General features: G+C 72.9%; 11 protein-coding genes. 9 read left to right on the forward strand and 2 right to left on the reverse strand.

The window, feature by feature from the left end:
• Positions 1 to 4 precede the first annotated feature (4 nt).
• The 9 genes from ACZ7L9_RS09830 to ACZ7L9_RS09870 all read left to right on the forward strand — a co-directional run bounded on the left by ACZ7L9_RS09830 (position 5) and on the right by ACZ7L9_RS09870 (position 9,428).
• Positions 5 to 1,780, forward strand: coding sequence for a hypothetical protein (locus tag ACZ7L9_RS09830; RefSeq protein ID WP_471414021.1), 1,776 nt, complete (start codon positions 5 to 7; stop codon positions 1,778 to 1,780).
• A 51-nt stretch (positions 1,781 to 1,831) separates the two neighbouring features.
• Entirely contained in the window at positions 1,832 to 2,269 is a 438-nt protein-coding gene (locus ACZ7L9_RS09835; protein WP_356483220.1) for a phage tail protein, read from the forward strand.
• Between the two features lie 5 nt (positions 2,270 to 2,274).
• A complete protein-coding gene (locus ACZ7L9_RS09840; protein ID WP_471414023.1) occupies positions 2,275 to 3,078 on the forward strand; it encodes a CIS tube protein in 804 nt (267 codons plus the stop codon).
• Positions 3,078 to 5,066 carry a VgrG-related protein gene (locus tag ACZ7L9_RS09845; protein WP_471414024.1) on the forward strand — a complete coding sequence of 663 codons (1,989 nt, stop codon included), beginning with the start codon at positions 3,078 to 3,080 and terminating at the stop codon, positions 5,064 to 5,066. Before ACZ7L9_RS09840 ends, ACZ7L9_RS09845 begins: the two co-directional genes overlap by 1 nt.
• Positions 5,067 to 5,102: 36 nt before the next feature.
• Positions 5,103 to 5,396: a PAAR domain-containing protein gene (locus ACZ7L9_RS09850; RefSeq protein ID WP_471414026.1), complete on the forward strand. Its 294-nt coding sequence runs from the start codon at positions 5,103 to 5,105 to the stop codon at positions 5,394 to 5,396.
• Between the two features lie 6 nt (positions 5,397 to 5,402).
• Positions 5,403 to 5,816, forward strand: a complete 414-nt coding sequence (locus tag ACZ7L9_RS09855; RefSeq protein ID WP_471414028.1) for a GPW/gp25 family protein — start codon at positions 5,403 to 5,405, stop codon at positions 5,814 to 5,816.
• Positions 5,813 to 7,771, forward strand: a complete 1,959-nt coding sequence (locus tag ACZ7L9_RS09860; protein WP_471414030.1) for a putative baseplate assembly protein — start codon at positions 5,813 to 5,815, stop codon at positions 7,769 to 7,771. The genes ACZ7L9_RS09855 and ACZ7L9_RS09860 overlap by 4 nt, the downstream gene beginning before the upstream one ends.
• Positions 7,772 to 7,776: 5 nt before the next feature.
• On the forward strand, positions 7,777 to 8,310 hold the full coding sequence (locus ACZ7L9_RS09865) for a phage tail protein (protein WP_471414032.1): 534 nt from the start codon (positions 7,777 to 7,779) through the stop codon (positions 8,308 to 8,310).
• 575 nt (positions 8,311 to 8,885) lie between these two features.
• On the forward strand, positions 8,886 to 9,428 hold the full coding sequence (locus tag ACZ7L9_RS09870; protein WP_471414033.1) for a discoidin domain-containing protein: 543 nt from the start codon (positions 8,886 to 8,888) through the stop codon (positions 9,426 to 9,428).
• A gap of 48 nt (positions 9,429 to 9,476) precedes the next feature.
• Here ACZ7L9_RS09870 and ACZ7L9_RS09875 read toward each other — a convergent pair whose 3' ends face one another.
• The gene (locus tag ACZ7L9_RS09875; RefSeq protein WP_471414034.1) at positions 9,477 to 10,820 is read right to left on the reverse strand and encodes a diaminopimelate decarboxylase; all 1,344 of its coding nucleotides are present in this window, start codon (positions 10,818 to 10,820) and stop codon (positions 9,477 to 9,479) included.
• Positions 10,821 to 10,995: 175 nt separating this feature from the next.
• Entirely contained in the window at positions 10,996 to 12,663 is a 1,668-nt protein-coding gene (locus tag ACZ7L9_RS09880) for a PucR family transcriptional regulator (RefSeq protein ID WP_471414036.1), read from the reverse strand.
• Positions 12,664 to 12,676 lie beyond the last annotated feature (13 nt).

Here is a 12,676-nt window from a genome sequence, read left to right on the forward strand (position 1 = left end):
ATCCATGGGCCTGATGTCCTGGCTGCGAGGTGGCGGGCGCACGGAGACGGGTACGGGGACGGCTGCCGGTGCGGAGGCCGGCAGTGCGAGTGCTGCTCCGGCGGCTTTGCCGCGCGAGCGGGGCGAGTGGGCCGAACTGCCGCCCATCCAGCGGAGCCTGGGTGCCCTGGGCCTGGTCATCGACCCTTCCGGGTTCGAGGGAGCGCTCTCCACCCGGCAGGACACCTCACTCGGTACGCCTCTGGGGCATCTGGTCAGTCCGGACGCGCCCACCGGGCTGGTGCACGGGGTCACCACCCCGGCCGCCCCGGCCACCGTGGACCGTCCGTCACCGGTGCAGCGGTCCGTGGAGCGGCCGGTGGAGCTGTCGGTCCGGGCTCGGTCCGTCCCCCTGTCCGTGCCTGTGCAGCGGGCTCCCGCGGGTGGTACGCCCGCCATGACGTCGGCCGGGGAGTCGGCCGTGGCGGAGCTGCCGGTACGCCAATTGGTGGGCGAGCAGCCCTTTGTGCCGGCCTCGGCTCCGGAGCCGGCACCCGAACCGGCCGCGCCCGGGCCCTCGACCCCGACCTCGCCCCCGTCCCCGCCCGTACAGCGTTCGGTGCTGCCTCCGGCAGCGGACCGGCCCCGGCGTGCGTCCGGTCTCGGTGCACCCATGTCCGCACTGCCGCCAACGGCGCAGCGACTGCCTGCCACCGATGGTGCGGATGGTCCGGATGCGGCGGAGTCCGGGGTGATGCCGGTTGCCCGGAGCGCGGCGGACGGCGGGGCCGGTGAGGTCCCCGAGGCTGCTCAGGTGCCCGCGGCCCCGGAGCCGGCCCCTGACTTCGACGGGCCCACCGCGCCGCTGCTCGGCGACTCTCCCTTGCGCCACGCCGCATCGGAGTCCCCACCGTCGGCTCCCCCGCCGGCGGTGCAGCGGACCCCCGCCGTGCCCGCACAGGCGCCCCTGTCGCCGCCCCCGGCCGCAGAGCCGATTGCGCCGTTGCTCGCCGGCCGGCCCTTGACGCTCCAGTCCGGGCGGAGCGGCGGGGCGGGCGCCGTACAGCGTTCGGCCGTGGACGGTGCGGCAGCGGTCGCGTCCGCCGGTACGGGGTCTGCGCCCGGACCCGTGCCGCCGTCCCTGCCCGATGCCGTTCCGGTGCGGTGGACGTCCGCCGGGTCGGGGGCGCCGTCGGCGGCGGTGACCTCATCCGTATCCGTACCGGCTGCTCTGCAACGTATCGCCACGCCTCCGGGGCAGGCGGCAGGTACGCCCTCCCCGCCGCTTCCCGCCTTGCAGCGTCAGGCGGTCGGGGGGCCGCCGGTGCCTCGTTCATTGCCGGGTTCCGGTAGCGGTACCGCACCGGCCTCACCGTCCGTACCGTCAGCGCCGTCCGGACCCGCTGCGCCCTCCTTCACCTCGGCCGGTTCGGTCGCCGTGGCCGCCGGAGTGGCTCAGCGGATGGCCGACGGCAGCGTCGTCTTCGGGTCGCCGCCACCGTCGTACGCGCCGCCCGTCGTCCAGCGCGAGACCGAGACCGAGGAGCCACCGCCACCGGACCCGCCCCAGGAGCCCGAACCCGAGGCCCAGCCGGGACCGGAACCCGGGCCCACGGCCGAGGCCCACGGTGCGCCGGGCGCTTCCGCGGCCGCGGCCGCGGCCGCCACCGCCCACACAGGAGCGCCCGTCGTCACCGACGAGCTGGTCCGCGCCCTGTACCCGCCGCTCAGCAGGCTCTTCAAGGCGGATCTGCGGCTGGAACGGGAACGGGCGGGGTTTCTGATCAACACCCGGCACTGAGGAACGGCGATGAACAGCAGCGACACCACAGGGAATTGAGAGGTACGAACCATGGCCGCCGCCCAGGACAACGATCCCGCCGTCAGCGTCTGCTTCGTCGTCACGATCGACGACATCGAGCTCGGATCGTTCAACACATGTGACGGGCTGGGCTGTGAAGTGGTGCTCGAAACACGGGAGGAGGGCGGCAACAACGGGCATCTGTGGCAGTTGCCGACCCGCCTGAAGTACTCGAACGTCAAGCTGTCCAGGCCGCTCACCAAGGAGACCGAGAAGGTCGCGCGCTGGTTCGCCACCATGACGACCGGATTCAGCCGCAAGACGGCGCACATCGAGGCCCGGACCGGGGACGGGCAGAAGGTGGCCCAGTGGGGGCTGCTGGAGGTCGTGCCCGTCCGCTGGACCGGCCCCTCCTTCACCCCCGAATCGCCCAAGGTCGCGATGGAGACGATCGAGATCGCGCATCACGGCTATGTGATGGAGGGCTGAGCGTCGTGAGCGGTGCGGGTCCCATCGCCTTCAGTGCCGCCGGCACGTCCGGGGCATCGGCCGCGAAGGCGGGAAAGGGGGGTTCGGCCAGGCCCAAGCTGGAGCACGCCTATCTGGAACTGCGGACCCCGCCGACCGGTGGAGGCCTCACCCCCGGCGGCCCGTGCGGGCGGATCGACTTCCAGTTCAACCCCAAGGAGCTGAGCCTGACCAAGGCCGCCTCCTGGAAGCGGAGTCCGGCCAAGGGCGCGAAGAGCTCCGGTCCGCCGGAGTACCAGGGCTCGCAGCCCAGCAAGCTCACCGTGGAGATGTTCTTCGACGCCAGTGACACCCAGGACACCCGCGTGGTGACCTCCGTGGAGCAGCTCTTCGCGTGCTGCGTGCCGACGAACGAGACCCGTCAGCAGCAGCGTTCCTCGCCGCCGTGGGTGGTCTTCCACTGGGGCGGGCTGACCGGCTTCCCGGGCTACGTAAGCCAAGTGCAGGCGAAATACACCCTGTTCACCACGTCGGGTGTGCCGATCCGGGCCGTCTGCCAGGTGACGATGGAGGAGATCAGCGGCGACACCCCCGGACAGAACCCGACCTCGGGCGCCCTCGCGGCCCGCCGGGTCCACCGGCTGGGCGCCGGGGACTCGCTGCCCTCGCTCGCCCAGCGCGAGTACGGCGACCCGGCTGCCTGGCGGGTGATCGCGGAGGCGAACGGCATCGACGACCCGATGCGGCTGGCCCCCGGACGGCAACTGCTGCTCCCCGCCCTCGACGAGCTGAACCGGCTCGAAGAGGCCAGGGACGGAGGGCGGTCCTGATGGCGCAGCCGGGCGTCGCGACGGCGCTGGTGGTGGAGTTCGGCGGCAGTCCGCTGCCGCCGAAGTTCGTCAACACGCTGGTCGAGGGGTATGTCGACGACAGCCGGACGCTCCCCGACCTGTTCCTCCTGCGCTTCCGCGACCCGGACCGGGTGCTGCTGGACCAGACCGGGCTGAAGATCGGCAGCGAGGCCAGGCTGCTGGCCCGCGCGGGCGGCGACTCGGCACCGAAACCGCTGCTCAAGGGGGTCGTCACCGCCCTGGAGGTGGAGCTCGACGAGACCGGCACCTTCACCGTCGTACGCGGGCTCGACGAGTCGCACCGGCTGTTCCGCGGACGCCGGGTGGCCAGCTACCAGAACATGACGCTCGCCGACATCTGCGCCCAGGTCGCCCAGCGCGCCGGACTGAAGCCGGGAACCGTCGACGTGGCCGGTCCGGTGCTCGAACACATCGCCCAGCCCAACGTCACGGACTGGGAGTTCATCCGGGACCTGGCCGAGGAGGCGGGCGCCCAGGCGTATGTGCTCGACGGCCGGTTGCACATCACCCGGCCCGCGGAGGCGAGCGGCGCACCGGACGGGTCGGCGCGGGCCGACCGCGATCCGCTGGTCCTGGAGATGGGCAGCAATCTGCTGCGCTGCCGGGCCGGGGTGTCGTCCGCCGAGCAGGTCTCCGAGGTCGAGGTGCGCGGCTGGGACGTCAAGACCAAGCAGCCGCTGGTCGGGCGGGCGCCCGCAGGGAAGTCGGCGACGCTGGAGCTGGGGGTGAGCGCGGCCGAGATGTCCGCGCCGTTCGGCGAGGCGCGCTTCGTGGTCACGGACGCGGCGTACGGGGCGCAGGCGCAGGTGGATCAGGCGGCGAAGGCCCTGGCCGAGCGGATCGCCGGGTCGTTCGCGGAGCTGGAGGCGGTGATCCGGGGGAACCCGGAGGTGCGGGCCGGCAGCGCGGTGGCGCTCAACGCGGTGGGGGCGCCGTTCGAGGGGCGGTACACGGTCACGTCGTCGCGGCATGTCTTCGACCCGGTGCGCGGGTACGAGACCTGGCTCACCGTCTCCGGTCAGCAGGAGCGTTCGCTGTTCGGGCTGACCGGCGGAGGGCCGGGGTCCGGCGGGTCCGGCGCGGCGGCCGGGGGCGGGTCGCGCTGTGCGGGGCTGGTCAGCGGGACGGTCACGGACACCCATGACCCGGAGGGTTCGGGCCGGGTCAAGGTGCGGTTCCCCTGGCTGTCGGACGAGTACGCGAGCGACTGGGCGCGTACGGCCCAGTCGGGCGGGACGAGCGGCGGCGAGGCGTTCATCCCCGAGATCGGCGACGAGGTGCTGGTGGGGTTCGAGCACGGTCACCTGGACCGTCCGTACGTCCTCGCCGGTCTGTACAACGGGAAGGACCGGCCGTCGCAGGGCAGCGGCGGCGGTGGCGGCACCGGCAGTGGCGGTGCGGGAGGCGTGGCCGGTGCGGCGGCCGGAGCCGTGACCGGCGAATCGTCCACCTCGGGATCCGCCCCGGAGTCCGCCCCGGGAGGCCCGTTGGTCGACCCGACCAGCGGGGCCGTCAACCGGCGTTCGATCGCCTCCAAGAGCGGCAACCAACTGGAGATCCTGGACGACGCCAATGGGCCGCAGGGCGTACGCCTGCTCACCGGCGACGGAAAACTGAAGATCGATCTGGACCGCAAGGGCACCGTGATCGTGATCAACAGCGACGGCAGCGTGAACATCGAGGCCAAGCAGCAGGTGTCCATCAAGGCGGCCCGCGGGGTCGCGCTGGACGGCGGGCAGGGAACGCTCGAACTGAGCGGTGACAGCGTCACGTTGAAGTCCCGCAGCGGAGTGAGCGTCGACGGCGGGAACGGCGAGGTCAAGCTCTCCACCGGCGGCACGGTGGATGTCCGGGGCGCCCAGGTCGCGGTCGACGGAACGCAGCGCACCGACATCAAGGGCGGCAGTTCCCTGTCCATCAACGCACCCATGGTGAAGATCAATTGACGGAGCGGACGCGCTGAGCGAGAGGAACGGACTTCCATGTCAGCAGCCGCGGCGGCAGCCGCACGGGTCGGCGACCCCACCGGACACCCCGGCACGGTCGGGCCCCCCGGCGTCCCGTCCGTGCTGATCGGCGGGCTCCCCGCCGCCACGGTCGGCACCCCGCACCTGTGCGCGTCGCCGCCGCCCGCGGTGCACGCCCCGTCCGCGATCGCGCCGCCCGGCAGCGCCACGGTGCTGATCGGCGGGCAGCCCGCCGCCCGCGTCGGGGACCAGGCCGCCTGCGGCTCACCCGTCGTGTCCGGGTGCCCGACGGTACTGATCGGAGGCTGAGCGTCCATGGGTCAGGAGTTCATCGGCGCGGGCTGGGCCTTCCCACCGCGTACCGACGCCACCGGTTCCATCGCCCTGGTGCGCGGCGAGCACGAGCTGGAGGAGTCGATCCGGCTGATCCTGGCGACGTCACCGGGTGAGCGGCCGATGCGGCCGGAGTTCGGCTGCGCCATCAACGACTACGTGTTCGCCCCGGCGGACGCGGGCACGGCCGGGCAGCTCGCGTACGAGGTGCGTCTGGCACTGGACCGGTGGGAGCCCCGGATCGAGGTCACCGAGGTCGTCGTCCGGTTCGACGAGGCGGACAACGGGGTCCTGTACATCGACATCGGCTACACCGTACGAGGCGCCAACGACCCCCGGAACCTGGTCTTCCCGTTCTATGTGATCCCGCAGCACGAGGAGGTGGACGGCGCGTGACGCTGCCCAGTCCGCATCTGGACGACCGCCGCTTCCAGGGCCTGGTCGACGAGGCGAAACGGCTCGTCCAGCAGCGTTGCCCCGAGTGGACCGACCACAATGTGTCGGACCCCGGCGTGACGCTCATCGAGGCCTTCGCGACCATGGTCGACCAGCTCGTCTACCGGGTGAACCGGGTGCCGGAGAAGAGCTATCTGACCTTCCTCGACCTGATCGGGGTCCGGCTCCACCCGCCCACGGCCGCCCACACCGATGTGACGTTCCGGCTCTCGGCGCCGCAGCCCGAACCGGTACGGGTACGGGCCGGCACGGAGGTGGCCAGCGTACGCACGGAGACCGAGGAAGCGGTGGTCTTCACGACCGTCGGTGAACTGTCCATAGTGCCGTGCGAGTTCGCCCATCTCGCCACCTGGCCGACGTCCGGCGACGCAGTCGACCGTACGGAGGAACTCACGCTCGGCCGGGCCGTCCCCTGCTTCGACACCACGCCCGCACCCGGCGACGCCCTCTATCTGGGCCTGTCGGCCGCCGTCCCCTCGGGCGTCGTCGTGCTCCGGCTGGACTGCGCCGTCGAGGGCGTCGGCGTGGACCCGCTGCGGCCGCCGCTGCTCTGGGAGGCCTGGGACGGCAGCGCCTGGACGGTCTGCGAGGTCGAGAAGGACGACACCGGCGGCTTCAACCGGTCCGGAGAGCTGATCCTGCACCTTCCAAAGGGCCACACTCCGGCCGTCGTCGTGCGCCGGACCGGCGGCTGGCTCCGCTGCCGGCTGGTGGAGGCCGCCCCGGGGCAGCCCACCTACATGGCGCCCCCGGTGGTCCGCCGGATCACCGCGTTCACGATCGGCGCGACCGTCGGGGCCGTGCATGCCGAGACCGTCACCGACGAGGTGCTCGGCCCGGCCGAAGGCGTACCCGGGCAGACCTTCACGGTGAGTCGCCCACCGGTCGTTCCCGGCGAATTCGTCGTCGAGGTCGCGGATCCGGCGGGGGGCCCGCGGGGCACGGAATGGACCCGCGTCGACGACTTCGCGCACTCCGGACCCGAAGACCGGCACATCACGCTCGACCCGAACTCGGGGCGGGTCGAATTCGGTCCGGCGGTACGGGAGCGGGACGGCTCCATCCGCCACTACGGGAAGGTGCCGCCGAAGGGCGCCACCGTACGCGTGCGTTCGTACCGCACCGGCGGTGGTCTGCGCGGCAACGTCGCCCGCTCCACGCTCCGGGTGCTGCGCAGCGCCATCCCCTACGTGGCCCGGGTGGAGAACCGGCGGCCCGCGCTCGGCGGAGTCGACGGCGAGACGGTGGACAGCGCACGCGTGCGCGGGCCCATGACACTGCGGACCCTGCACCGGGCCGTCGTACCGCACGACTACGAACTGCTGGCCCGCGAGGTCGCCCCCGACGCGTCCCGGGTCCAGTGCATCCCGGCCGGCGGGGACTCGGACGTAGAGGCGGGCGGGGTGCGGCTGCTCGTCGTGCCGGCCGGGCGCAGCGACGAGCAGGGCCGGATCCAGTTCGATGAACTCATCCCGCCGCAGCACACCCTCGCTCTGATCGCGGGCCATCTGGACGAACGGCGGCCCATCGGCGCCCGGTTGGTGGTCGAACCGCCCTACTACCAGGGCGTCACCGTGGTCGCCTCGGTCCAGGCCCGCCGGGGCGTCGTGCTGGAACAGGTACGCGAGGAGGCGCTGGCGGCCCTGTACAGCTACTTCAACCCGCTGAGCGGCGGACCGGGCGGCCAGGGCTGGCCGTTCGGCCGGCCGATCCAGTCGGGTGAGGCGTTCGCCGTTCTGCAACAGGTGCCGGGCGTGGACCTGGTGGAGGACGTACGGCTCTTCCCCGCGGACCCGGTGACCGGACAGCGCGGCGAACCCACCACGAAGATCGCACTGGACCGGCACGCACTGGTCTTCAGCTACGAGCACCAGCTCCGGGTACAGGGGGCCTGACCGTCATGCGTACAGCCGTGAACGGCCTGCCGACACCGCACCCGCTGATCGAACAGCTCCCGGCGGTCTACCTGGAGCAGGATTTCCTGCGACGGTTCCTCGCGGCGCTCGACGAGGTACTCGCCCCGGTCCTGCTCTCCATCGACAATCTGCCCGCCCACCTCGATCCCCGCAGCGCGCCCGAGGACTTCCTCTCCTGGCTGGCCCAGTGGGTGGCCGTCGACATCCGCCCGGACCACCCGGCCGAGCAGCGGCGCGAGACGGTACGCGGCGCGGTGGAGCGGCACAGCAGGCGCGGCACCCGGCGCGGTCTCGCGGAGGCGGTTTTCCTGGAGACCGGGATCGAGCCGGACATCGTGGAGAGCGGCGGTACGGCGTGGTCGTCGACGCCGCACACGCAGTTCCCGGGGGGCTCGCGGCCGTGGGTGACGGTCCGGGTGCGGGCCGCACAGCCGTACCGGGTCGACAGGGTGCGGCTGGAGGAACTGATCCGTACGGAGATTCCGGCGCATGTGGGCTTCGACCTGGAGGTCTCGTGATCTGTGAAGCGTGCGGACAGAGCAATGCGCCGGGGACGCAGTTCTGCACGTCGTGCCAGGCGTTCCTGGAATGGGAGAGGGCGGGGGACAGTTCTGCTGCTGCCCCTGCTGCCCCTGCTGCCCCTGCTGCCCCTGCTGCCCCTGCCGCGCCTGTTACGCCCGTCTCCGCGCCCCAGCCACCGCCTGCGCCCCAGCCACCACCGGGGCCCCAACCCCAACCCCAACCCCAACCCCAACGCCAACCCGAGCCCCCCGTCGCTCCGGCCGCCCCGCGTCGTCCCGGGGACGAGCCGGACGAGTCGGTGCCCGGGCCCGAGGCGCTGCCCGACGTACCACCGCCACTTCCGCACACACCCCCGGGCCCACCTCCCGCCACCCCCGTCCGCTGCCCCAACTGCCGTACGGAGAACGCCCCGGACCGTACGCTGTGCATCCGCTGCGCACTGCTCCTCGACCCGGGGCCGCCGCCCGAGGCCCGGCCTCCGTGGTGGCGCCGGATCCTTCGCAGGCGACCGCGCCAGGCGCCCACCGCCGGTACCCGGCCGCGGCGCAGGCTGTGGCGTCGCCCCCGTCTGATGCTTCCGATCCTGCTGATCGTGGTGGCGTGCGGCGTCTGGTTCGCTCTTCCGCATCTGTCCAGTTGGTTCGGAGTCGCCAAGGACGAGACCGGAACGCCGGAGGCGGTGCCGCCCACCCGGTTCCGGGCCTCCAGCACGGCGCCGGGCCACCCGGCGGGCGCGGCGTTCGACGGCTTCAACAACCGTTACTGGGCGCCGTCGGCCGCGGGCCCCGAAACGGGGGTGGGCCAGTATCTGGAGTGCGACTTCGAGCAGCCCGTACGGGTGCTGAAGCTGGTGGTCTTCTCCGGTACGTCGACCAAGATGGACGAGTTCCTCACCCAGGCCCGCCCGGCCAGGATCACCGTCCAGCTCACCTCCGCCGACGGAACCCGGGTCAGCAGGAAGCTGAGGGTCAAGGACCAGCCCGGCCAGCAGACGTTCGACCTGCGCGGTTCGGAGATCGTCCGGGCCAGGCTCACCACCGACACCACCTACGGAGCGGGCCGTGGCCGCCGACTGGCCGTCGCCGAGGTCGAGTTCTTCGGCCGCAGGCCGTGAACCCGGAACGCAGACCGGCCCCGCGCCGGGCTCGGAGGAGCTTAGGCGTCAGTCCGTGCCCAGGCCGACCAGCGCGTCCGCGTGCGCGAGACCGCTCTCTTCGACGACCTCGCGCACACTCTGCGCCTCCCGCACGAGCGCGAACCGCACCCGTCCGTCGGTGCCGGTCCGATAGCCGTAAACAGCGGGCCGGGGCAGTGAGTTGTACGAGAAGTGCGACGAGAAGTAGTACGCCCCGGTGTCGTACAGCGCCACCACGTCGCCGGGCTCGATGACGGGAAGCTCGCGCCCGGCCGCGGTGAGGTCCCCGGCGAAACAGCAGGGACCCGCGATGTCGACGACCTCGGTCGGGCCCTGCTTGGGGCGGCCCGAGGCGTCGAAGACCCCGACGCGCAGCGGCCAGGATTCGGGCATGAACACGGTACGGGCGGCGACCTGGGCCCCCGCGTGCGTGACCGCGATCTGCCGTCCCCCGGCGGACTTGGTGTACTCGACGATTGTTCCGATCGTTCCGCTCTTGGCGAGCAGGGAGCGTCCGAACTCCGTGACCAGGGTGTAGCGGCCGTCGAACAGTCCGGGTACGGCGCCGCGGAGTTCGGCCACGTAGTCGGCGTACGTCGGCCGGTCGTCCTCGCCGGCGAAGTTCACGGGCAGGCCGCCGCCGATGTCGAGCCCGGTGATCCGGGCGTGGCCCAGCTGTGCGTTGATGCGTTCGGCCAGTTCGTAGGCGGCGCGGATGCCCTGGGCGATGAGCGGCAGCGGGCAACCCTGGGAACCGACGTGCGCGTGCAGCCGGTTGAGCCAGGGCCTGCGCGCGAAGGCGTCGATCACCGCGTCGACGGCCCCGGGATCGCGCAGCGCCACACCGAACTTCGAGGTTGCCGTCGCGGTGCTCACCGCACCGATGGCACCCGCCCCCACCTGCGGGTTTACCCGCAGCCCGATCGGTCCGGCGGGTTCCCGGCCGGCCAGCAGGCCGTCCACCCGGGCCAGCTCCTGGAAGTTGTCCAGGTTGATCGCGATGCCATGGGCGAGGGCCGACTCCAGCTCCTCGACCGTCTTCGCGGGGCTGTCGAAGACCAGCCGGTCGTACGGGAACCCGGCCGCCAGGGCCTGTTCCAGCTCACCGGGCGAGGCCACCTCGCAGCCCATCCCCGCATCCGCGAGCAGCCGTAGCACCGGCACGAGTCCGCACGCCTTGGCCGCGAACGTGTGGTGTACGGTCGCCGGCCCCTCGAACGCCTCGTTCAGCGCGTCCACCGCGGCCAGCACACCGTCGACGTCCAGGAGGCCGACGAGGGGTGCGCCGGGGCCGAGCAGCCCGTCCTCGACGGCACGTGCCAGCGCCGCCGCACGGGCGCTGCCGCGCTGATGGGCCGAACCGGAAGTCACGTGAACCACACTCCATAGGTCGGTCGTGCACTGCGTCCGCCGAGCGGCAGGCCGCCACGCACAGCTTCGGTGCGCGAGGCCCGGCATGTCTTCGTCATGGGCGACCACGCAGTGCCGGTTCGGCTGTACCGTCCGACAGCGCAAGGATCACCATGGTCCGACGGCGGGCTCGTCCTCAGCCGGACCGCCGGGCGAGCCGCAGACCGATGTCCGCCAGCAGCCGCACGGTGGGGTCGGCCAGATCCACGCCGAACAGGTCCCGGGCCCGGCGCAGCCGGTACCGCAAGGTGTTGGGGTGCACGTTGAGGCGTTGCGCGGCCCTGCCCGTGTCCCCGAACGCGTCGAGGTGGGCGGCGACCGAATCGCCGTACTGCGAACCGTGCACCCGATCGTGCTCCACCATCGCGTGCACCGGCCCCGACAGCGACTGCCACAACGGCTCCACCCCGTCGAGCAACCGCAGCAGCGCCGCGTCGGCGCCCACCTCCGCGTATCCCGCCACCGCCGACACCACCTCGGCGGCCGGCAGCGTGGCGGCCCGCTCCCGCAGCACCCGTACCACCAGCTCCGCGGCCTCGCGCGACGCGGGCAGACCCGACAGGTCCGCCACCACCGGCCCGACGCCCGCGAACACCACACTGCGCGGCACCGAGCGGACCGCCACCAGCAGGGTGCGCGCCGGATCGGCCTTCCCGTCCCCGGCGGGCACCAGGACGTACAGCCGCTCCCCGGACCGCGCGGTCACGCATCCGGGCCGGTACACGGCGGCCCGCAGCGCGAGTACATCCAGCACCCGCTGCCCCGCGGCGGAGGCCGCACCGGAATCCCGGCTGTCGTGCGCCTCGGCGACCAGCACCGCGTATGGGCGGTCCGGCGCGACGCCGGCATCGTGCGCGGCCCGGACGTTTCCCTTCAGGAGCGCGTGCACCGCCTCCTCGCGCGCTCCGGCCGCGGCCCGGCCCCACGTCCGGTGGTGGGAGAGGTGGGGCACGGCGGCCCGGGCGGCCGTGCGCAGTGCCGCCACCGCGTCCTCGGCGAGCGGGCGGCCGTCGGCGACGGCCCAGATGGACCCGAGCACCTCGGACCCGTGGCGCACCGCGATGGCCAGCCGCTCGGCCGACCGCTCGTCGGCGGGGCGCCGCACCACGTCGTCGGTGCCCCAGAGCGCCTGGAAGAAGCCGCTCTCGCGGAGTTCGACGACCCGCCAGCGAGGGACCTCCTGACCCAGGATCGTCAGCCGCCGCATCGGATCGGGCTCGTGGTCCAGCCGCGAGTACGCCAGCACCCGCGACTGCGGATCCTCGATCGTGATCGCACCGCCGACCAGGTCCGCCACGGTATTGGCCAACCCCGAAAGGTCGCCGAGCCGCAGCCCGTCCGCCCCGTCCGACCCGGCTGCCCCGTCCACCCCGGCGCACCGGGCGGGGGCGCTGTGCACCAGAGCCGTCCGCAACTGACCCAGCACCTCCGCCCACCGCCGCTCCGGCCGCCGGGTCAGCAATGCCGTACGGCCCCGGCCGGCCGCCTCCACCAGCGCCGTCCGCGGCCCGCGACCGCCCCGTCGCAGCACCACGGCCGCGGCCCCGGCCCGCTCCGCGTCGCGCAGCACGTCGATCGCGTCGGGCGAGGAGACCTCCACCCCGACCGCGAGGAGGATCGCCCCGGGCGCCGCCCAGGCATCGTCGTCCCGTTCCTCGCCGGGATCGTGCAGCACCACGTCGGCCACCGGCACGCCGGTACCACGCGGCGCCACGACGACATCGAGCATCCCGGGTGCGATCAGCCCGAGAAGCTGCTCCAGCGAGGGCCACGCGTCGTGCCGGTCCGGTTCATGCGCAGGCATCCACCCATCATGG

Source organism: Streptomyces sp. NPDC111516 (assembly GCF_055635345.1).